This window comes from Pseudomonas sp. Pseusp18, from assembly GCF_059506005.1.
Map to the genome: position 1 here is coordinate 3,295,472 of NZ_CP169240.1, position 20,716 is coordinate 3,316,187.

18 protein-coding genes and 1 pseudogene are annotated in these 20,716 nt (G+C 54.6%); 11 read left to right on the forward strand and 8 right to left on the reverse strand.

What is annotated here, in order from left to right:
• Positions 1 to 252: 252 nt before the first annotated feature.
• Positions 253 to 1,611, forward strand: coding sequence for a dimethylsulfonioproprionate lyase DddP (gene dddP, locus ACEN9A_RS14780; protein ID WP_413386380.1), 1,359 nt, complete (start codon positions 253 to 255; stop codon positions 1,609 to 1,611).
• 335 nt (positions 1,612 to 1,946) lie between these two features.
• Positions 1,947 to 3,052: pseudogene (gene gbdR, locus ACEN9A_RS14785) on the forward strand (choline metabolism transcriptional regulator GbdR).
• A gap of 56 nt (positions 3,053 to 3,108) precedes the next feature.
• Here gbdR and ACEN9A_RS14790 read toward each other — a convergent pair.
• From ACEN9A_RS14790 to ACEN9A_RS14815, 6 genes are all read right to left on the reverse strand, one after another.
• Complete coding sequence (locus tag ACEN9A_RS14790) at positions 3,109 to 3,348, reverse strand: transcriptional regulator (RefSeq protein ID WP_413386382.1); 240 nt, start codon at positions 3,346 to 3,348, stop codon at positions 3,109 to 3,111.
• Between the two features lie 58 nt (positions 3,349 to 3,406).
• Positions 3,407 to 4,039 carry a dimethylsulfonioproprionate lyase family protein gene (locus tag ACEN9A_RS14795; RefSeq protein ID WP_413386384.1) on the reverse strand — a complete coding sequence of 211 codons (633 nt, stop codon included), beginning with the start codon at positions 4,037 to 4,039 and terminating at the stop codon, positions 3,407 to 3,409.
• 39 nt (positions 4,040 to 4,078) lie between these two features.
• On the reverse strand, positions 4,079 to 5,077 hold the full coding sequence (locus tag ACEN9A_RS14800) for an Ldh family oxidoreductase (RefSeq protein ID WP_413386386.1): 999 nt from the start codon (positions 5,075 to 5,077) through the stop codon (positions 4,079 to 4,081).
• A gap of 90 nt (positions 5,078 to 5,167) precedes the next feature.
• The gene (locus tag ACEN9A_RS14805; RefSeq protein WP_413386388.1) at positions 5,168 to 6,067 is read right to left on the reverse strand and encodes a glycine betaine ABC transporter substrate-binding protein; all 900 of its coding nucleotides are present in this window, start codon (positions 6,065 to 6,067) and stop codon (positions 5,168 to 5,170) included.
• A 235-nt stretch (positions 6,068 to 6,302) separates the two neighbouring features.
• Complete coding sequence (locus ACEN9A_RS14810; protein WP_413386390.1) at positions 6,303 to 7,238, reverse strand: electron transfer flavoprotein subunit alpha/FixB family protein; 936 nt, start codon at positions 7,236 to 7,238, stop codon at positions 6,303 to 6,305.
• Positions 7,238 to 7,987 (reverse strand): electron transfer flavoprotein subunit beta/FixA family protein, encoded by a 750-nt coding sequence (locus ACEN9A_RS14815; RefSeq protein WP_413386392.1) that lies wholly within the window; start codon positions 7,985 to 7,987, stop codon positions 7,238 to 7,240. The genes ACEN9A_RS14810 and ACEN9A_RS14815 overlap by 1 nt, the downstream gene beginning before the upstream one ends.
• A gap of 203 nt (positions 7,988 to 8,190) precedes the next feature.
• Here ACEN9A_RS14815 and ACEN9A_RS14820 point away from each other — a divergent pair, with 203 nt between their 5' ends.
• From ACEN9A_RS14820 to ACEN9A_RS14830, 3 genes are read left to right on the forward strand one after another with little or no spacing between them, the layout of a single operon-like run.
• Entirely contained in the window at positions 8,191 to 10,227 is a 2,037-nt protein-coding gene (locus tag ACEN9A_RS14820; RefSeq protein WP_413386394.1) for an oxidoreductase, read from the forward strand.
• A 60-nt stretch (positions 10,228 to 10,287) separates the two neighbouring features.
• On the forward strand, positions 10,288 to 11,412 hold the full coding sequence (locus ACEN9A_RS14825; RefSeq protein ID WP_413386396.1) for an S-(hydroxymethyl)glutathione dehydrogenase/class III alcohol dehydrogenase: 1,125 nt from the start codon (positions 10,288 to 10,290) through the stop codon (positions 11,410 to 11,412).
• A gap of 60 nt (positions 11,413 to 11,472) precedes the next feature.
• The gene (locus ACEN9A_RS14830) at positions 11,473 to 11,856 is read left to right on the forward strand and encodes a VOC family protein (RefSeq protein WP_090404415.1); all 384 of its coding nucleotides are present in this window, start codon (positions 11,473 to 11,475) and stop codon (positions 11,854 to 11,856) included.
• Between the two features lie 39 nt (positions 11,857 to 11,895).
• Here ACEN9A_RS14830 and ACEN9A_RS14835 read toward each other — a convergent pair whose 3' ends face one another.
• Both ACEN9A_RS14835 and ACEN9A_RS14840 read right to left on the reverse strand, forming a co-directional pair.
• A complete protein-coding gene (locus ACEN9A_RS14835; protein ID WP_413386398.1) occupies positions 11,896 to 12,681 on the reverse strand; it encodes a pyrroline-5-carboxylate reductase family protein in 786 nt (261 codons plus the stop codon).
• Positions 12,674 to 13,378 carry a TetR/AcrR family transcriptional regulator gene (locus ACEN9A_RS14840; RefSeq protein WP_003174082.1) on the reverse strand — a complete coding sequence of 235 codons (705 nt, stop codon included), beginning with the start codon at positions 13,376 to 13,378 and terminating at the stop codon, positions 12,674 to 12,676. The genes ACEN9A_RS14835 and ACEN9A_RS14840 overlap by 8 nt, the downstream gene beginning before the upstream one ends.
• Before the next feature lie 593 nt (positions 13,379 to 13,971).
• Between ACEN9A_RS14840 and choW the strand changes: the two genes are divergently transcribed.
• The 6 genes from choW (at position 13,972) to ACEN9A_RS14870 (ending at position 20,557) form a co-directional block, all read left to right on the forward strand.
• Positions 13,972 to 14,820 carry a choline ABC transporter permease subunit gene (choW, locus tag ACEN9A_RS14845; protein WP_413386400.1) on the forward strand — a complete coding sequence of 283 codons (849 nt, stop codon included), beginning with the start codon at positions 13,972 to 13,974 and terminating at the stop codon, positions 14,818 to 14,820.
• Positions 14,817 to 16,040, forward strand: a complete 1,224-nt coding sequence (gene choV / locus ACEN9A_RS14850) for a choline ABC transporter ATP-binding protein (RefSeq protein ID WP_413386402.1) — start codon at positions 14,817 to 14,819, stop codon at positions 16,038 to 16,040. The genes choW and choV overlap by 4 nt, the downstream gene beginning before the upstream one ends.
• 30 nt (positions 16,041 to 16,070) lie before the next feature.
• Positions 16,071 to 17,009: a LysR substrate-binding domain-containing protein gene (locus ACEN9A_RS14855; RefSeq protein WP_413386404.1), complete on the forward strand. Its 939-nt coding sequence runs from the start codon at positions 16,071 to 16,073 to the stop codon at positions 17,007 to 17,009.
• A 140-nt stretch (positions 17,010 to 17,149) separates the two neighbouring features.
• Positions 17,150 to 18,406: an aromatic ring-hydroxylating oxygenase subunit alpha gene (locus ACEN9A_RS14860; protein WP_413386406.1), complete on the forward strand. Its 1,257-nt coding sequence runs from the start codon at positions 17,150 to 17,152 to the stop codon at positions 18,404 to 18,406.
• Between the two features lie 9 nt (positions 18,407 to 18,415).
• On the forward strand, positions 18,416 to 19,552 hold the full coding sequence (locus ACEN9A_RS14865) for an FAD-binding oxidoreductase (protein ID WP_495688585.1): 1,137 nt from the start codon (positions 18,416 to 18,418) through the stop codon (positions 19,550 to 19,552).
• A 90-nt stretch (positions 19,553 to 19,642) separates the two neighbouring features.
• Positions 19,643 to 20,557: a LysR substrate-binding domain-containing protein gene (locus ACEN9A_RS14870; protein ID WP_413386410.1), complete on the forward strand. Its 915-nt coding sequence runs from the start codon at positions 19,643 to 19,645 to the stop codon at positions 20,555 to 20,557.
• The last annotated feature ends 159 nt before the right edge of the window (positions 20,558 to 20,716 follow it).

A 20,716-nucleotide genomic window follows, 5' to 3' on the forward strand; every position in this document is an offset into this window, starting at 1 on the left:
CCCCATATAAAATATCGATTCTTCAGGCCAGCGGCCTCGTCCTAGACTGTTTGCAAGCAAATAAAAGTAAACCGACGCATAAAACCTGATTATTCGGAGGAAGACTTCGCAACGATCTTTCTGGCGCAGCCGTCAAAGTTATCCAACAAGTTTATCGCAATATTTAAAATCCTTTATTCATTAGGTCACTTTCTCGAACTGTCACCCGCTTGAGCAAGGCCTTTTGTAAATTGAAATCAGGACGGAATTTTGATGACTTCACCTTTTTCGATTCCAAACAGCGCGCGCCGCATCGACCCAGCCAGGCAGCGTGCTGTTGCGCTAAAAAGGGATGGTTCTATAGATGACAACAATCGCGTCGAGATAGGTCCTACACCGCTGGCTTTCGCGGAGTGGGATCGGCTGGGCCTGGAGCCGCCTCATCTGCCCACCATGCGTAAATTTCGACTGCAAAGAATAGTCGATCAGCTCATATCCCGAGACTTAGGCGGCGTCCTGCTATTTGATCCTCTGAATATCCGTTACGCGACCGACACCACGAACATGCAGTTGTGGACGACCCATAACCCCGCGCGTGCATGCTTCATCGCAGCCGATGGTTATGTCGTGTTGTGGGATTTCCATGGTTGCGATCATCTCTCTGCCCACTTGCCGCTGATTAATGAGTTACGCAGTGGCGCGTCGTTCTTCTATTTCGAGACCGGTGAGCACACCGACCAACATGCCAGGCATTTCGCAGCCCAAATCGACGAATTGCTGCGCCAACACGCCGGCACCAATCGCCGCCTTGCGGTAGATCGGATTGAAGTAGCAGGCGTGCGCGCACTGGATGCGCTCGCTATTGACATTTGCAGTGGTCAAGAAGTGACGGAGTTCGCCCGGGTGATTAAAGGCCCCGATGAAATCAAGGCGATGCGGTGCGCGGTAGCGTCGTGCGAAGCTTCCGTGGCCGAAATGCATCTAGCACTAGGCGCCGGAGCCACCGAGAACGATGTCTGGGCCGCCCTGCACTCCGGCAACATCCGCCGGGGCGGAGAATGGATCGAAACGCGAATACTCAGCTCCGGCCCACGCACCAACCCCTGGTTCCAGGAGTCCGGCCCACGGGTATTAAGTGATGGCGACCTGTTGTCGTTTGACACAGATCTGATCGGTACCTACGGCATGTGCGTGGACATGTCCCGCAGTTGGATCTGTGGAGGGCTGGAGCCAACAGCCGAACAAAAGCGCCTCTATCGGATTGCCCATGACCATATCATCCATAACACCGAGTTGATAAAGCCAGGCGTGCGCTTCACGGAACTCACCGCCAAGGCTCATCGACTACCCGAACCATGCCGCGCTCAACGGTACGGCGTGCTTTACCACGGCGTAGGTTTGTGTGACGAGTACCCTTGCATCCGCTATCCAGAAGATTTGGAGTCCTACGGATACGAAGGCGAACTCCAAGCGGGAATGGCCCTTTGTGTCGAGGCGTATGTGGGTGAGGTTGGCGGCCAGGATGGAATCAAATTGGAGAACCAGTTGCTGGTAACCGAGACCGGCTATGAATTGCTTACCCATTATCCGTTCGACGAAAGTTTCCTGCGGGATACGAAGCCCAATGTATGAGTCAGTCAATCGAAGTCCATAAAGGGAAAGCAACACTGCTGGCCCCTGCTCCGGGCCGATCTTAACAAGACGAAAAAACGATGGACCAACCAAATGTACATCAGCGCCTCCGCTGCTGACGCCGATGTACATTTCAGAGACATGATGTCAACTCCATCCTGAAGTGCCCGGCCGGGAACGTAACTGTTTGGCATTGGAGCCGTTATAGATATTGAAAGCGGTGATCCAACCTCTGAACTTCGTAGATGAAGTCCGAACAGTCCCCCGTAGTTAGACCTATGAAAGTAAGCGTCGAAGTGGCGCCGCGCTCCCTGCTTGCCTTGAGGACTGAAAAATTGACCACAATTAACCAAACAATTCATTCCATCCCGCGGGATTCTGCTCCACGATCCGTCGGATTCCTCCTGTTGGAGGATTTCACTTTGATCGCTCTGGCATCCGCAGTAGAACCTTTGCGCATGGCAAATCAACTCTCCGGTTGCGAGTTATATCGATGGCTCACCCTGAGCAAGGGCGGCAACCCAGTATCTGCCAGTGTCGGGTTGAAAATAACTCCAGACGCTAAAATGGAAGAAGCTTCTGATCTGCATACCGTGATTGTGTGCGGCGGATTGGATATCCAGAACCGCGTATGCCACGAACATGTGCGTTGGTTGCAGCGCCAGGCCCGTTTGAGTTGTCAACTAGGCGCTGTTTGCAATGGAAGTTGGGCATTAGGCAAGGCCGGATTGCTGGATGGCCATAAGTGCAGTGTTCATTGGGAATGTCTGGCGTCCATGCGGGAAGCATTCCCCAAATCAGAAGTCACTACACGCCTGTTCTCCATTGATGGAAACCACTTAACCTCTTCAGGTGGCACTGCCCCGATGGACATGATGCTGCACTTGATCAGGTGCGAGCACGGCCGTGACCTGGCAGAGGCAATCTCCGATATGCTCATGCACGAACGCATGCGAAGTGCTCAGGACCATCAACGAGTACCGCTCAGGCATACACTTGGCGCAAATCAACCCAAGCTGCAAGCAGCTATTCTATTAATGGAAGCCAGCCTGGAAGAACCCCTCGAACTTACCGAATTGGCTTTCCAGACAGGCATTTCACGTCGTCAATTGGAGAGGCTGTTTGACAGGTACCTGGATTGCTCTCCGTCGCGCTATTACCTCAAGCTGCGTTTAGTCCAGGCACGTCAGTTGTTAAAGCAAACCTCATTGCCCGTTCTGGAAATAGGCGCTCTCTGCGGCTTTGCTTCAACTCCACATTTCGCCAGAAGCTATCGTGAACATTTCGGCGTACCGCCTAGTGATGAACGTGCCTCATCAAATGCCGATGTAGTGGCGCCGATGCCCGCTCGGGACAGCCTGGTAAATAGCGCAAGTCTATAGCCAGTTTAGCCCTCTGCCGTGCGCAGAGTGAGGTGACCTTTGCCAGCGTGAAAATCTAAAGGGTGTAGACGATAAGCAGCCTTTAGCGTCCGCTAAACCGACTATGCCAACTTTCTTAAGAGCCACTGTTCATATGTCGCCGCAGGGCGATGCTATGGCGCAAAGAATCTTTTTCTAAAAGTTCTTTCCCGATAATGTCTTCAATTCGTGCCCCAGCTTCAACCTTTTCAATAAGCTGTAAAATCGCTTTCTTCATGAACCAGTGGGAGGTGCGATCCAGCTTTGCCGAAACGGATTTCAGCCTGGCGCGAGTTTCCCCATCTAACTTGATACCCAGCGTTGTAACCGATGACATGTCTCACCCTCTAAATAACCATCCGATCTCGTTTGCCACAGCCTTTTATGCAGAAGCACTAATGCATCAAGCCCCACAGCGCAAACAGTGGAGCATCTGTCGATTTCATTGCATGGATACAGGATGGGCGGTTAAATACAGCGCCCCCTGCTCCAGGACTCCACCACCCCACGTCCTCTCGATACCATTGGCCTGGCGAAAGAACTAGATAGAACTCAGCCGGAGGGTGATGGTGAAAGGGATAGGTGGTATCGGGCGCCATGAGTGCCAAGCCCAACGTCAAGTTGGAACATTCAAATAGCCCTCCCGGGCCAGTAATCAGCCCATGACGATGCCTTTCCACGAACCGATAGTCCTGGCCAGGCTGGGCCTGACGATTTATCCAGGTGACATGAGGCAACAGAGTGCTTAAGGCATCCAGGACCGCCACCAAGCATTCGTTGGTTCTTGGCGCAACGTTAAGTGCCTGGGACAAATAGGGCTCCAGGGATTCTGGTAGCGGCCGTGGCGTTTCCGACGGCTTTTTAATGGTCCATTGGGCAGTGGTTATAGATGTGAAGCGCGTCTGGATCGAATCTGGCACCGCGTCGGAAACGACGTTTGACAAAGCCCCATGAAGTGAGCGCTGAAGCAACTGCCCGTTTCTAATAAAAACCTGATCCAACGATAAATTTTCAATGCTGTTTATCATCGTTTTCGAACCCACTCTTAAGCCATATTTCAAACTGGATTACAGGCTGCTCAGCTCGTTCAGCAGATCCACGGAAACACTGATTCCATTGCTTTGCGACTCCATCATCGAGTGCTGACGTTCCCACCCTGCCCGGTGGACGCCCATCTGTGTCAAGCGGGTCAACTGACTGGTAAGTCGGCGTTCAAATCCTGGCGAAAAGAAATCCGGAGCAAGAACCAGAATGAGCAGGCCACAACCCGGTGTCTGGGGCCCTTGATGAAAAGCTGGTGAATCCAGCGACCAGTTAGCACCGGTGAGACCTGCGGCCAAGACCTCCACCATGAGCATCAGATTAGCCCCGCGATGACCACCAAAAGGAAGTAGCGCGCCGCCTAACGCCTCCAAAGCATTACGTGTTCCGTTTCCATGCTGATCCACCGCCCATCCATCAGGAATATCGCCCCCCGTCGATGCGGCATGGGAGATATTCACGAATGCCGCGGCGCTGCACGCCTGGTCAAACATGAGGGGAATACCATCGGCCGAAGGCGCTGCAAATGAGAGTGGATTTGTGGAGTAGGTTTTGCCCTTGGCTCCAGGAACTGCAACAAGCGCGGGGCCATTGGCGACCGCCAACGCAATGAGCCCAGCCTTGGCAAATCGGAGTGTGTAGTCACCGAGTTCACCGCTTGTAAAACTATTGCACTGGCTCAGCGCGGCCATACCATTTTCATAGGCGGCATGGCACATCAAATCGAAGCACCGATCTATCCCAAGCTGGGCGATCCCGCTTCTAGCATCAGATTTGAAGATAATCGAACCAGAGGATGAAATTCGTGGTTCGGCACGAGGATCTATTCGACCCGATGAAAAGCCAGACAAGTAATCGGCAAGATGACGAAAACCCACGGCTTCGTTACTGCGGGCTTGCGCCGCAACTGTGGCGCGGGCCAATGAGTCGGCAACCGCTTGGGAACATCCCTTTGATTCGCAGAGTTGCTTCACCCAGCCGACAGCTTCATCGATCGTAAAGCTACGATAGGCTGCTGTGTTCAAAGGTACCGCCTTAAGGTTTAACGATGCAGCCGGCGCCCTTCACTCTGCGTCAAAGGCGCCAAACTGCAAATATCTATAGGGAAGTGGCGGTCATTCCTGACCTGTTGTCGCGGATGCCGTTTGACTGCCAAACATCGCCTCAAAGCGGGGCTTGTTGGCTGCGTAGTATTCTGCAACGACTTTGTCAGCCGAGCTATCACGCGCAGTAGCCATCAAACTTTCTAGGTCAGCTTTAGGAATTTTGAAGTTGGCGAAGAATCGAGCAACATCAGGATGTTCCGCGCTGAAACCTTTGCGTGCAACCGCGTGGATTTGCTCAGCACCACCGAAAATCTGCTTTGGATCATCCAAATAGCGCAGCGGCCACTTGGCGAACATCCAATGTGGGCTCCAGGCGTTGATCAAAGACCATTTGCCACGCTTAAGGTTACGATCCAACTCGCTCAACATTCCAGATTCCGAAGAAGCGACCATCTTGTAGCCATCAAGCTTGTATTCTTTAATAGCTTTTTCTGTAAGCTTGTATTGCCCGTTACCAACTTCGGAAGTCAGAATCTTGCCGCCGAGTTTTTCTCTAACTTCTGGCTTGTTAAGATCCTCGACGCTGGCGATCTCACTCGTCGGAATGGAAGTTGGCACCGCCATACCGATCCGACCCTCATACAGCACGCCGAGGTCTTCGAGCTTGTCTTTGTATTTGTCATAGAATGACTTGTGAGTGCTCGGCAGCCAGACCATCGGGATCAGGTCAATATTACCGTTAGCCAGCGCTTGGAACTGGATACCTATATCGGCCAGAATCAATTTAACCGGTTGCTTCAGGTGGTCTCGCAGTGCCGTGTCTGCCAGCTTTACAGCGATTTCAGTATCCGACCAATTCACCCAACCGATACGAATAGGCGCGGGTTCCTCGGCTTGAGCAAACAGGCTGCTGGAGGCCATAGCCAAGCCTGCAAGCCAGCTGATACAAATTTTACTGGATAACGTCATCTGGTGTATCTCCGCGTACTGTATTAATAGTTATTAGCAGGGCAGCAGAAGAATCAATTTTTCTCATGAGAGCAAAATGACATCGCCATCACAAGGTATTTAATGTTATATCCGCATGAGTTTTAGTTATGCGAGATTATTTAACTTATTCAAGTAGCTCGCCCCCTCCTTTGCCCTTTGGCAGAGAAAATTTGAATGGTATATGCGTCGAGCTGTAATGGAATGATGAGCTCACTTACAATGCCGTTTCGAGCTCCGGTAATGCCTCAAATAAGTCCGCAACCAGCATGTAATCTGCAACTTGTGCGATCGGCGCCTCTGCGTCCTGGTTGATCGCGACGATTACCTTTGATCCGCTCATGCCCGCCAGGTGTTGAATGGCACCACTGATACCCGCGGCGATATAAAGATCCGGCGCTACGATTTTCCCCGTCTGCCCGACCTGCAGATCGTTGGGGGCAAAACCTGCGTCCACTGCGGCGCGCGATGCGCCCACGGCACCACCGAGCTTGTCTGCCACACGCTCGATCAACGCAAAACTCTCTTTGCTCTGCATCCCGCGGCCACCGGAAACCACGACCCGAGCGCTCGACAGATCTGGCCTTTCGCTAACCGTCAGCTGTTCGCTTACAAAGCGAGTATTGCTTGCGCTTTGCCCACTATCAACGGCGATGAATTCGCAGCGATTATGCTGCGATGACGCCTGCGCGAAAGCCGAGGCACGGACAGTGAGCAATTTAATCGGATCAAGCGACTGAACCGTGGCGATTGCATTGCCTGCATAAATGGGTCGCTGGAAGGTGTCCGCCGACACAACCCTGATCACGTCCGACAGCATGCCGACATCCAGGCTGGCCGCTACGCGTGGCAACACATTGCGGCCCATGCTGCTTGCATCAGCCAGTGCATGCGTATACCCGTCGGCCACCAGCGAAGTGATCAGCGGCTGGACATTCTCAGCCAACGCCTTCTCGAACATTGTTCCCTGAGCGAGCAATATTCGATGAAGCCCTAGGGTAAACGCAGCCTGTTCCGCTACTGCCGGCGCATCTGCCCCGCCCGTCACGAGCAAATCCGTTTCAGCACCAAGTTCGATGGCGGCGGTAATTGCACTCCACGTACCTGCCGTCAGTTGACCCGCGACATGCTCGGCGATAACCAATGTGCGCATCAAATCACCCCAGCAACGTTTTTCAGTTTATCCACCAGCTCGGACACCGAACCGACCTTGATTCCCGCTTTGCGCACTGGAGGGGGTGCAACCCCTAACAATCGAACGTGCTCTTTCACGCTGGCACCCAAGGTGTCGGCAGCGATGACTTCAAGGGGTTTTTTCTTGGCTTTCATGATATTCGGCAGAGAGGCATAGCGCGGTTCATTCAGGCGCAGGTCGCAAGTGACAACCGCAGGAACTGAGAGCGCCAGCGTCTGGCTACCACCATCGACCTCACGCTCGACCACCCATTGATCCTCGATGTAACTGATGGATGATGCATAGGTGGCCTGACCGCTTCCGATCAACTGCGCCACCATTTGCCCAACCTGGTTGTTCTCTTGATCAATAGCCTGTTTACCAAAAAGGATCAGTTGCGGCTTTTCGTTATCGATCACTTTGCTCAGGTATTTGGCCACGTTGAGCGGCTCGAGTACCGCGCTTGTTTCCACCAGAAGGGCTCGATCCGCGCCGAGCGCCAATGCCGTGCGCAATTGTTCCTGCACGGCAGAGGAACCTACCGAAACCACCACCACCTCAGACGCCAGCCCCTTTTCCTTAAGGCGGATCGCCTCCTCCACTGCTATCTCGCAGAAAGGGTTCAAGGCCATTTTTACGCCATTAAGCTCAACGTCTGAACCGTCAGCTTTCACCCGAACTTTCACGTTCGGGTCGATGGCGCGCTTTACCGCAACGAGCACTTTCATAGTCCCCTCGCACTCTTGGATCGATGTGTGGAATGGCCAGCCCGAACAGGCCAGGTCACCCCTGTTTCGAATGGATATTAATCCCGGGTTTTACGTCACGCAAGAAAAATGTACACCTGTGTCTTACTCGTTGACACGCATGCACATTCGACATACCGTTATGTCAAACCAAGCCTGCTGTTCTGTTCCCGGAGCGCAACACCATGTCCAGCGATCCCCTGCTGCAACCCTTTAAGATCAAAAACCTGACCCTCAAAAACCGGATCATGACCACCTCCCATGAACCGGCTTACCCGGTCGACGGCATGCCTAAGGAGCTTTATCGGGCGTATCACGTCGAGCGCGCCAAGGCAGGCGTGGCACTGACGATGACCGCCGGCTCCGCCGCGGTGTCGCGCGACAGCCCGCCGGTGTTCAACAACATCCTGGCTTACAAGGACGAAGTCGTCGGGTGGATGAAAGATCTGACTGACGAGTGCCACGAACATGGCGCTGCAGTGATGATTCAGCTGACCCATCTAGGTCGGCGTACCCGCTGGGATAAAGCCGACTGGCTGCCAGTGGTATCGCCGTCTCACCGCCGCGAAGCATCGCACCGGTCCTTCCCCAAGAAGATGGAAGAGTGGGATATCGACCGGATCATCAAGGATTACGTGGATGCCGCCGAGCGGATGAAAGCCGCTGGCCTCGACGGTCTGGAGCTTCAGGCCTACGGGCATTTGATGGATCAGTTCTGGTCACCATTGACCAACGATCTTGAGGGCCCTTACGGCGGCCCCCTGGAAAACCGGTTACGGTTTACGTTCGATATCCTGCGAGGCATCCGCAAGCAATGCGGTGAGGACTTTTTGCTAGGTGTACGCTACACCGGCGATGAGGACCTGCCTGGTGGATTCGGCGCGCAGGAAGGCATCGCTATCTCGCACATGCTCAAGGACAGCGGCCTGGTTGATTTTCTTAACGTGGTGCGCGGGCATATCGACACCGATGCCGGTCTGACCGATGTGATCCCGATCCAAGGCATGCGTAACTCCCCGCACCTGGATTTTGCCGGCGAGATCCGTGCGGCCACCGGTTTCCCCACCTTTCATGCGGCCAAGATTCCCGACGTTGCCACCGCCCGTCATGCCATCGCCTCCGGCAAAATCGACATGGTCGGTATGACTCGTGCGCACATGACCGATCCGCACATCGTGCGCAAGATCATCGAAAAGCGCGAAGAGGAAATTCGCCCCTGTGTAGGTGCCAACTACTGCCTGGACCGCATTTATCAGGGCGGCGCCGCGTATTGCATCCACAATGCTGCGACCGGGCGTGAAACCACCATGCCCCACGAAATTCCCAAAGCGCCGGCCAAGCGCAAGGTAGTAGTAATCGGAACCGGCCCGGCGGGCCTGGAGGCGGCGCGCGTCGCCGGTGAGCGCGGCCATGACGTAACCGTGTTCGAAGCGGCTGACCAGCCCGGCGGGCAGATCCGGTTGACCGCTCTTAGCGAGCGTCGCCGCGAAATGATCAGCATCATCGATTGGCGCATGGTGCAATGCGAGCGCCTCGGTGTGAAGTTCCACTTCAACACCTGGGCCGAGGCCGAAACGGTGCTGGCTGAAGAGCCAGATGTAGTGATCGTGGCCACGGGTGGCTTGCCGCACACGGAGGTGCTCAAGCAGGGCAATGAGCTGGTGGTATCGACCTGGGACATCATTTCTGGCGACGTCAAGCCCGGCAAGAATGTGCTGATCTTCGACGACGCGGGTGACCACGCGGCGCTACAGGCTGCCGAGGTCATTGCCAACAGCGGTGCAAAACTGGAGATCGTCACACCTGACCGATCGTTTTCGCCGGAGGTAATGGCGATGAACCTGGTGCCTTATATGCGCAGCCTGCAGGACCTGGCGGTCACCTTCACTGTGACGTATCGGGTGGACTCTGTAGAGAAGCGCGACGGTCAGTTGATTGCCAACTTTGGCAGCGATTATGGCCAGGTGCACAAGCAGCGAGTGGTCGATCAGGTCGTAATCAACCACGGCACCCTGCCCCTGGACGATTTGTACTTTGATCTGCGTCCCCATTCGAGCAATAACGGCGCGGTCGAACAGCACAATCTGATCGCCGGGAAAACTCAGAACATCGTTACCAACCCCGAAGGCCGTTTCCAGCTGTTCCGTATCGGCGATGCGGTCTCGGCGCGTAATACCCACGCTGCGATCTACGATGCGCTGCGACTGCTGAAAGACATCTGAAGTCATGCCCCTGACCTCAAACATCAGGGGCAATTTTCACACTTAACACGAGATTCCTCCATGTCAGCACAGACCTTGAAGTCCAGGGCGGCTGTCGCGTTCGCTCCCAATGAACCGCTGCAGTTGGTCACCATTGACGTTGCACCTCCCAAGGCTGGCGAAGTGCGGGTTCGCATTGTCGCCACGGGCGTCTGTCACACCGACGCCTTCACCCTTTCGGGAAGCGATCCCGAAGGCATTTTCCCCACGGTGCTGGGGCATGAAGGCGGTGGCATCGTCGAAGCCATCGGCGAAGGCGTGACCTCGCTGCAAGTCGGCGACCACGTGATTCCGCTCTATACCGCAGAATGCCGGCAGTGCAAATTCTGCCTCTCCGGCAAGACCAACCTCTGCCAGGCAGTCCGGGCAACCCAAGGCAAAGGCCTGATGCCCGACGGCACTTCGCGTTTTTCCTACGAAGGCAAGCCGCTATTCCACTACATGGGCTGCTCGACGTTTTCCGAGTACACCGTACTGCCTGAAATCTCCCTGGCGAAGATTTCAAAAGAGGCTCCGCTGGATCAGGTTTGCCTGCTCGGCTGTGGAGTGACCACAGGGATCGGCGCCGTACTCAATACCGCCAAGGTAGAACCTGGCGCCAGCGTCGCAATCTTTGGTTTGGGCGGTATTGGCCTGGCCGCAATCATCGGCGCAAAAATGGCCAGCGCCGGGCGCATCATTGCCATCGATATCAACCCGGCCAAGCGCGACGTCGCCCTGTCGTTGGGCGCGACGGACTTCATCAATCCCAAGGACTATGACAAACCCATCCAGGACGTCATCGTCGAACTCACCGATGGCGGCGTGGACTATTCATTCGAATGCGTCGGCAATGTGCAACTGATGCGAGCGGCACTGGAGTGCTGCCACAAAGGTTGGGGCGAGTCGATCATCATCGGCGTTGCCGGCGCAGGCCAGGAAATCCGCACCCGCCCCTTCCAGCTCGTAACAGGTCGTGTATGGCGCGGCAGTGCCTTCGGCGGCGTGAAGGGCCGCACGGAGCTTCCCAGTTATGTGGAGAAAGCCAGTCGCGGAGAGATCCCCCTGGAAACCTTCATCACCCACAACATGTCCCTGGACAAGATCAACGAGGCATTCGAGCTGATGCACACAGGGCAAAGCATTCGTACCGTCATTCATTTCTGAAATCGCCGGGTCTCAGATCCGCTCGGCAGTCCCATTACCACCCACAGAAAGGAAACCAAGATGTCCGTTTTTACCCACGTAACCGTCGGCACCAACAACCTGACCAAAGCACGTGCGTTTTATGACGCAACCCTGAAAGAAATCGGCCTGAAGCGCGTGGCCGATCTCGATGAAGCCGGCTCCATTTGGGGCGTCGATAAACCTTCGTTCTTCGTACTCAACCCGGCCAATGGAAATCCGGCTTCTATCGGCAACGGTGTCACCGTCAGTTTCGAAGCACCGAACCGCTCTGCAGTCCATGCCTTCCATACTGCCGCATTAGCGAACGGTGGCGTTTGCGAAGGCCTGCCAGGCTCTCGTGGCTGGGCTGAAAATGCCTATGCCGCTTACGCTCGTGATCTGGATGGGAACAAGCTTGCCGTTTACTGCTTCAAGGCAGAGTAAACGACACTTACCGAAGCCCCTGTAAGGGGCTTCGGTTTATCAGGCCTTTAGCCCTTTGCGGGCAACGGCAGCACCGGCTAGCAACGCCCTACCAATTTGTTCTTCGAAATGACCTTGCGTCATCGTTCGCAAAGCCGCAGCCGTCACTCCGCGGTAGGCAACCAAGGCATCGATCATCTGTTGAGCATCGTGGCTGGCCAACAGCTGGCTGCTGTTTACAACAACGTTCTTCGCGGCAAGCTGCGCTATTTCGGCCGGTATGCCGGCAACCATCGCCTGATTGGCCAGCGCCGTCATCAGCAAGGCAGGAAAAGCCGGGCCCGTGCCCGAGAGCGCCGAGAGATAATCAATAAAGTCCTCTTGCTGAACCTCAGCCGCACTGCCGACGCATTCGAACAAACGCTGCACGATAATCTTTATCGCGCCCTCAACCTCTCCAAAACAATACCAGGGCGTGAAGGACTTCTCGATTTCTACCGCCGCGTTGGGCATCGCCCGCACGACCGCCGAAGCCGAGGTCTGCGCAGCAATGGCGTGCGCTGTAATCCCGGCCATCAGAGAGATGACTGTCTTGCCCGTCGCATTGATGTTCAGGCTGGCGAAATGCTCGGGTCGAACCGCAATGATGACCACGTCGCTGCAATCCACCAAGTCCTGGTTATCAGCGACCAGGCCAACGCCGTGTTGCGCCAATGGTTGGCTGCCCGAACGATTAGAGATGACAAGATTGCCAGCTGGTACCAGCGCTTTCGCCAGCACTGCCTTGGCGATCGCCCCGCCCAACCAGCCCGTTCCTCCAATAATGCCCAGCGTCTCATTAAACATCTGCAGGCGTCTCCTCGAAGGTGTCTGTCAAGGGCACGAAAACTCCGGGCTCCTTTTCGGCATAACCAAACTTGCCATAGAAACGATCCAGCTCGCGCTGCTTGGGGACTTTGCCAGTAAAAATACTCACGTAATGAGGAATGCGTTGGAAGCGCACGGTGATCAACTCAGTCGTGTTCATGGTGATGTAGCCGATCTGGGTCAGATAGATCGTGCGGGCCCGCGCATCAGCAGCCTGGCTGTCATAGCCGAAGCGCTTGAACATGCTTGCCAGAGCGTTCATTCGTTGCTCGTCGACGACAGCGACTTCTTGAGCAACTTCATTTGACTGAAGCGCCCAGCTGCGCACGGCAAACTCGAATTGCGAGTCGAACAGTTGCGGGTTGAGCCAGCACTCGAAGACATTCAAGATCGCCTCGGAGATGCTTTCAGCATAGCTTTCACTTTGCCGGATCAATCCTCCCGTATTGGTCTCCCGCCAGCGTGTCAACAAAGCGGCCAGCAGCTGTTCACGGTCTTCAAAAAACCAGTAGAAGCTGGTTCGTGACAAGCCAAGGCGCTTGGCCAGCGGCATGACCCGAACGGCATCGATGCCGGACTCCTTCAGGGCATCATAGGCAGCTTCCAGCCAACCCTCCGGCGACCCACGCCAGCCTGCATCCTGCGCCTTACCACGTGCCTTTCCTACCTGAGGCATCTTGCTTACCTTCTTCAATAATGCGTAACGTGAATGTACTCGGATGACCGTCCAATGTACACCTTGGTACATTCAATTGACTCTCCAAGGTTGCGGCGTCCTAACGTCCAATTTCATTAATGATAAAAAGTCATGAAACGTTGACATAAAATGGTTTGTCAGCGACACGCAGCTGGATAAATATCTCCTCCAGGCAAGGACTCCAAACCAAAACAACAACGAGCCGCCATTATGAATCTTGCAGTGCACACCCCAGAAAGAAGTTCGACATCTGGCCAAAGAATGCCGGGGCGACCGACTTTGTCTCACCTCACATCTGTTATTCATTCACTGCCCAAACTTTGATAACTACCAACGCGAATTTATCGCGCAGTCACTTTGTGCCGCCTGACCTATGGCGCACATATATCAACCGTTTGAAGCGAGGTAATAGATGCTCCAGCTAGAAAAAAACCGAAACCCCATTAGATAGTTTGCCGTCCCACAGTGACAACAAAGCGTTCAAGCACACCGTTCGTTTGGATCAGCTGTGCTGAGCCGTGCCCGAGCGGTTGTGTACGTGAGTAATTTCTTCCATCAGCCGGATGAGTAATATGTGGATTACACAAGAGAAGCTTCCACTGGGTGAGCATATCGCCCGGTATGTCGACTGGTTAACTCAGCATGGTGCAAGCGTATTCGATTCCATATCGCTGTCGCTGTCTGGAATCATCACTGTTTTTACCAGCGCCCTCTTTTGGTTCAACCCCTTGGTTTTGATAGCCGTATTCGCCCTTCTCGCTTATTACATCCAGCGTAAGGTGAGCCTGACGCTCTTCGTCGCCTTCTCGTTTCTGCTGATATTCAACCTCGGCTACTGGCAGGAGACCATGGAAACCCTTGCCCAAGTGACATTCGCCACGCTCGTATGCGTGATCGTCGGCGTACCGCTGGGCATCGTCGCCGCGCATCGGCCCTGGTTTTACGCCACCCTACGGCCAGTACTCGATCTGATGCAAACCGTGCCCACCTTCGTTTATCTGATCCCGACCCTGACGCTGTTCGGCCTGGGCGTCGTTCCAGGATTGATATCCACGGTGGTCTTCGCCATTGCCGCACCGATCCGCCTCACCTATCTGGGTATTTGCGATGTTCCGGAGGAGTTAATGGACGCCGGCAAGGCCTTCGGCTGCTCACGCCGCCAGCTGTTGGCGCGCATCGAACTGCCGCATGCGATGCCCAGCATCGCCGCCGGTATCACCCAGTGCATCATGCTGTCGCTGTCCATGGTGGTCATCGCGGCACTGGTGGGCGCCGATGGCCTTGGCAAACCGGTGGTCAACGCACTGAACACGGCTGATATCGCCATGGGCTTTGAAGCGGGCCTGGCAATCGTACTCTTGGCTATCACCCTCGACCGTATCTGCAAGCAACGTGAAACCATGAAGAGAGGTGACGCATGAGCACCATTCGTTTTGAAAACGTCGACGTTATCTTTTCCAACCGCCCAAAGCCCGCGCTGGACCTGCTCGACCAAGGTTTTTCGCGGCCGGACATTCTTCAGAAAACCGGCTTGATCGTCGGCGTGGAGAAGGCAAACCTGGAGATCAACAAAGGGGAGATCTGCGTGCTTATGGGCCTGTCTGGCTCCGGTAAATCAAGCCTATTGCGATGCATCAACGGCCTGAACACCGTCAGCCGCGGCAAGCTGTTCGTCGAGCACGAAGGCGGGCAGATCGATATTGCCTCCTGCTCCCCCGCAGAGCTGAAGATGATGCGCACCAAACGCATTGCCATGGTGTTCCAGAAGTTCGCCCTGATGCCCTGGCTGACGGTTCGCGAAAACATCAGCTTCGGCTTGGAAATGCAGGCCCGGCCGGAGAAGGAACGACGCAAGCTGGTCGATGACAAACTTGAGCTGGTGGGCCTGACCCAATGGCGCAACAAGAAGCCGGACGAGTTGTCAGGAGGTATGCAGCAGCGCGTAGGGCTGGCTCGTGCGCTGGCGATGGATGCCGATATTCTGCTGATGGACGAGCCCTTTTCCGCGCTCGATCCGTTAATTCGCCAGGGCCTGCAGGACGAATTACTCGATCTGCAGCGAAAATTGCACAAGACCATTGTGTTCGTCAGCCATGACTTGGACGAAGCGCTGAAGCTGGGCACACGCATTGCCATCATGAAAGACGGGAAGATCATTCAGTACAGCAAGCCCGAAGAAATCGTACTGAACCCGGCTGATGACTACGTTCGTAATTTCGTCGCCCATACGAACCCGTTGAATGTTCTAAGTGCGAAAAGCCTGATGAGCACGCTGGATGAGTGCGTTTTTTTCCGGGAAGAATATTGCCTGGATACGATTCAAAACCTCTGGATGACGGTGAATCGATCCCGTCGTTTAACCAGCATCCGACGCGGAACCTCAGTCGCGGAAGTCCAACGATGGAATCCAGCCAAGGGACTCGGGCCGCTTCGTCGACAGGTCACTTCGGTGCCGCCGGATACCAGTATGCGAGACGCGCTTAGGATTCGCTATGAAACCGGCCATCCACTGATCGTGCAGGATGAGGCGGATACGGTTCTAGGCGTATTGGGCAATGGCGAACTGTATCGGGCACTCCTTGGGCATGACCTATCGCGTCCTGTTCCATTCGAATCAATAGCGGACTGCTCAGTAGCTTGACTCACCATGCATTAGCTTTGGAACGCACCTATGCAACCCGGAAATATCGATAAAAAAGTCAAAGGCTATCGGCGGCTGATACCGTCCATGACTGCTTTACTGGAATTCGAAGCGGTGGCGCGGCTTGCAAGCTTTACCTTGGCCGCTCAAGAGCTGGGCGTAACGCAGGCAGCCGTCAGCAAACAAATCAAGTTGTTAGAAGACACTTTGGAGACCAGGCTTTTTCATCGACTTCATCGTGCAATTAAATTAACTCAGGAGGGCTATATTCTTCATTCGGTCGTCACGGAATCCATTCATAGAATGGCAAGTGTGTTCGACAAAATTTCCGAGGGAATCGGTGAGCGGGAAATAGCTATTGCATGCACGGAGGCGTTTTCTCATCTGAGAGTGCTCCCCAGATTGACCCCGCTTCGCACCCTTCAACCCAAGCTTAAGTTGCGATTAGTTACGCAACTGCTGTCCCCGAGTTTGTATCGTGATGACGTCGACCTGGCGATCCGTTTCGGCAATGGGAAATGGGACGACGGAAGTTCTATCTTCTTGTTCGATGAGGAGGTATTCCCAGTGTGTTCACCCTCCTGGCTGGCGGTACACCAGGCACCTGCATCGATCGATGATTTTCTGGACGTGGCGCTGATTGACTCAGATTCAACCCTTGAAGGTTGGATGACCTGGAACAGTTGGTGTCGGGAACTCGGAGATACGCGCCCCAAACTTAATTACTCACTTCGTTGCAGCTCTTATAGCGATGCGGTCCAGGCCGCTCGTCAAGGATATGGCATTGCACTCGGATGGGGCCGACTGGTTACGCACTTACTCAACAGCGGTGAATTAGTCAGAATAACGCCGCACACCGTCAAACCAAAAGACGCTTACTACGTAGTCGTTCCAACCGGTCGAGAGCCTGGTTCAATAACGCAAACGCTGGTTGACTGGCTACGCGAAGACCGACACTCAAGCCATTGATAATTATCAATTTATAACGCGCGGTTACGCATAACTCAGAGTTATGCGAACGTGAGAATAAAGCGCGTTGACGGAGTAAAACTGCCTTTCGATACTGTATCTGCCGTCACTTACGACTGTACGTTTAAGCGAGATCGATAATGACTCTAAATACCGTGAAAACCCATCGAGAACTACTAGCCGACCGCACGCTTGGGCATGGTATGCCTGGCGGCTTGTTTGGTCGCCAAGATATTTTTGAAACCGACATAGATATCTTTTTTAACAAACATTGGATTTTGGTCGGTGTCTCGGGCGACATACCCGAACCAGGGGATGTCTCTACCATCGATATCGGAAAATCGTCCATCATACTAGTGCGTGATGATGACGAGCAGGTACAGGCTTTTCGAAATGTCTGCCGTCACCGCGGGGCTCGTTTGAGGCAGGCAGGTAAATCGACCGTGGGCATGCTGGTTTGTCCTTACCATCAATGGAGCTACGATCTTGATGGAAGCCTGAAACATGCGGCACACATGGGCCAGAGTTTTGATCATAAATGCAAAAGCCTGATCCCTGTTCATACTCGAGTCATCGGTACCCATGTCTTCGTTTGTCTGGGCGACGAGCCGCCAGAAGACATTTTGTACCTTGATCAGACCATGACGCCGCGCTTCGCTCAATATGACATCACCCATTCGAAGATTGCTTACGAATCGGAGATCATCGAGGACGGAAACTGGAAGTTGGTGATAGAGAATAATCGCGAGTGCTACCACTGCGCTGCCACCCATCCTGAACTGACCGCCTCTTTCTTGCCCGAAGACTTTGGATTTTGCACGGATGGGCTTGGTGAAGATTCACTTCAGGCACTGGCGGAATATCACCGCCGCAATGCCGACACCAAGAGTAACTGGGAAAGCGAAGGCTATATTTGTGACGCCGTCGAACACCTGGGTGAAGAAGCGGTGACCCAATTCCGCTCCCAGCGATTGGCAATTGCAGGTAACGGCGAATCGCAGACCCTCGATACGCGCGTGGCATGCACCCGCCTGTTTGGCAACCTTACCCGCCGCGATTTGGGCGACATGCACCTGTGGACACACAACTCGTGGACTCACATCATGAGCGACCACGCCGTCGTTTCCTACATCATCCCGCTGGCTCCAGATAAAACCCTGGTGCGGACCAAGTGGCTGGTACATGCGGAGGCCGTCGAGGGCGTCGACTATCAAGTAGATAAGCTGATCGAAGTATGGGCAGCGACGAACCTACAGGACGCCAGCCTCGTCGGCATTACCCATAGCGGGACCCAGGATCCCGCCTACACGCCTGGGCCGTTCTCTACCTTCACCGAAACCTATGTTGACCAGTTCTCTCGCTGGTACGCCGCGCGTCTTGCCGCCCATGGCGTCTGAGGAATGAACATGACAACTTTCGAAAATTTACCGCCCGCCGAAAACATCGATGCAGTCCAGCGTTTCACCGACACAATGACTTGGGTCGCGTGCGGCTCGCAATGGAACAGCGGCGAACAGAAGACGCTGCAGTGTTGCGCCGTGCGGCAGGAAACCCATGATGTAAGGACCTTTATCTTTCGGTGTGCAGACTTCAGCGCATTGAGCTTCGAACCGGGTCAATTCATCACCATTTCTCCCGTCATCGGGGGGCAAACCATCGCTCGGTGTTACACCCTTTCGTCCTCCCCCCCCCGCCCGTTTGCTTTCTCCATAACCGTCAAACGGGTGCCTGGAGGAGCAGTATCGAACTGGTTGCACGACAATCTCAAGCCGGGCGATAACCTGCGGGCTTCCGGCCCGGCAGGCAGTTTTACACCAGTTGGTCACCCTGCGGCCAAGTTGCTGTACCTGTCGGCTGGCTCCGGCGTGACACCCTTGATGTCGATGACACGCACCGCCGCTGACATGGCCGGTAACCTCGACATCGTCTTTGTGCACAGCGCCCGAACCCCCGCTGACATCATCTTCCACGAAGAGTTGAAACGTATGCAGGCCGATATGACAGGGCTGCGGGTCATAAATATTTGCGAAGGATTTGGCGAAACCGCCGAATGGCGACAGCCTATAGGCCGACTCGATTTGCCTTTGTTAAGCCAGCAAGTGCCGGACTTCCAGGAACGGGAAATCTTTACCTGTGGGCCCCAGGGTTACATGGAGGCAGTCAAATCAGTTCTCAGGGAAGCGGCGTTCGATTTCGACCACTACCATCAGGAAAGCTTCGACATTACGGTACTGAATGAAGAACCTTGGATCGAGCAAGCCTCTCCGTCCGATCAGCAAGACGTGTTTACGGTAACCCTGTCACGCTCGGGGAGGACGTTCAGCATGCCGGGAAATCAGACCGTGCTGAGTGCTGCCAAAAAAGCCGGCGCAATCGTACCGTCCTCCTGCAGTCAGGGTGTTTGCGGCACGTGCAAAACAGCCCTGCTTAAGGGTACTGTGGAAATGAACCACAACGGTGGGATCAGACAACGTGAGATCGACAAGGGCTTGCGCTTGCTTTGCTGCAGCAAGCCCACTTCTGACTTGGTCATTGATCTCTAGTCTTACATCATTAACAGGTAGTCACTACACCCTGGTTTCTGCACAATATCTGTGCACGGTGCAAAATCAAAAATACAGTGACCCTACCTGATGAAGCTGCAACCCTTGCCGCCACTCAATAGCCTGGTGGCGTTTGAAGCCGCGGCCCGCCATTTGAGCTTCACCTTGGCAGCCCGCGAACTAAACGTCACTCAAGGCGCGATCAGCCGTCAGATTCGTTTGCTCGAAGACTATCTGAGCACGGCGCTTTTCACCCGTACGACCCGTGAAATCAAGCTCACCGCCTCGGGCAGCCAATATTACGAAAGCGTCCGCGATACGCTGCAGCAAATCGCCCATGCCACAGCGGGAATGCTCCATTGGCAAGGCGCCCGGCAGGTAACCGTCGTTACCAGCACGGCGATGGCATCGTTGTGGCTACTGCCTCTCGTATCGGAGTTCCAACGCCAGAATGAGGAGATTGATCTGCGCATCATCGCGACGGATCAAGTCAGTGATTTTTCCCGGCTAGACTGCGATCTGGCGCTTTACTACTGCAGCACCCCACCAAAAAACATGAAAGTCACTCCGTTGTTCAACGAAGAAATTTTCCCGGTCTGCAGCCCTGCCTTTCTAGCGCAGCATCCAGAGATTCATACGTTAGAGCAGCTAGGCGCGTGTACCTGGTTATGGTTTGAAGACCCGCAACGAGACTGGATTGGGTGGAAGGAATGGTTTCAACGTCTTGGCTACCAAGCTCCAGAACCTCGGCGGCGCATCAATATCAACAGCTATTCAATGTTGATTCAGTCAGCGCTGGCTGGCCAGGGTATCGCTTTGGCTTGGTCGGGCCTACTCAGCAACCACTTGCAAACTGGCAACCTCGTTCGACCGACGCAAACCACCCTGCGCACTGACGCTCAGTTCTGCCTGCTGGAACCTCAAGGTCGGCCCCCACATAGACAAAGCGTCGACCGTTTTCGCCAGTGGCTGATGGCGCATCTGGCGGAGACGGTCGACGTTTGAGTAATAGTCATGGGTGCGGCTCGTATGCGGCTCACCTCTGCCCCAAAAAGCATGAGCGACCAACAGCGTGAAGAGGCGGCTAATGCGATCGATGGCGGCGCGAGCGACAGATTTCCGGCAGGAATGATCTGCGACCAGATAGATTGGCGTCGCAGGGCT